The organism is Oleiphilus sp. HI0061, from assembly GCF_001635675.1.
Map to the genome: position 1 here is coordinate 1 of NZ_LWFE01000652.1, position 656 is coordinate 656.

General features: G+C 45.1%; 1 protein-coding gene. It reads right to left on the bottom strand.

The genetic code is table 11. From position 1 onward, the window contains the following. Positions 1 to 404 (bottom strand): hypothetical protein (locus tag A3735_RS08255; protein WP_156499528.1); only part of this gene is annotated, 404 nt, incomplete at its 3' end. Positions 405 to 656 lie beyond the last annotated feature (252 nt).

Consider the following 656-nt stretch of genomic DNA (forward strand, 5'->3'; position numbering starts at 1 on the left):
CCCGCTGGGGTGTTTTCTTCCTGAAAGTCTGGCGCAATCAGTATTCGAGGTAAATGATGATCAGCTTGGCCTTTTAGCAGTGAACGGCCATCAGGAATCAGCAATGACAGCGGCGCTTCACCTTCAGGGTGCTGGCTCTGCAAGAGCTTGATCATTTCAGTAAAAGGGTAAGGCAAGCCATCATTCTGCGCGATTATATGGTCGAACAAAGAACGGGTTCCCTCAGGAGGGAGGTCTGTATCAGGTATCAGCTGACTATGCAGAGACGACTCTTCTACACCATCAAGAGATTGAGTGAGTTCAGAAATAGACGGATTATCAGCGTGATTGATAGACCAATATGTAATGCCAATAGCGAGCATACACAACAGGACTAACGCACTTATTGCTCTAGATAGATTCATTATTAACATTGCCCAGCTAAAGCAGCCCTTGTGATAACAAAGCTGCCTCAGCTCAAGCAATTAGGCCTCCCCATTCGTTTTTCATGACAAACATGAGTACCAAACGTTACATGAGTTTCAAGAATTCACGTAGGGCTAGTTTTTCTTCTGCAGGTAGATCTATACCAAACTGGTGGCCTTTGTTCTCAACAAAATCACCGCACTTCAAGAATACTGCATCATGTGGATTAGACGAAAGTACATGCGCAGCAG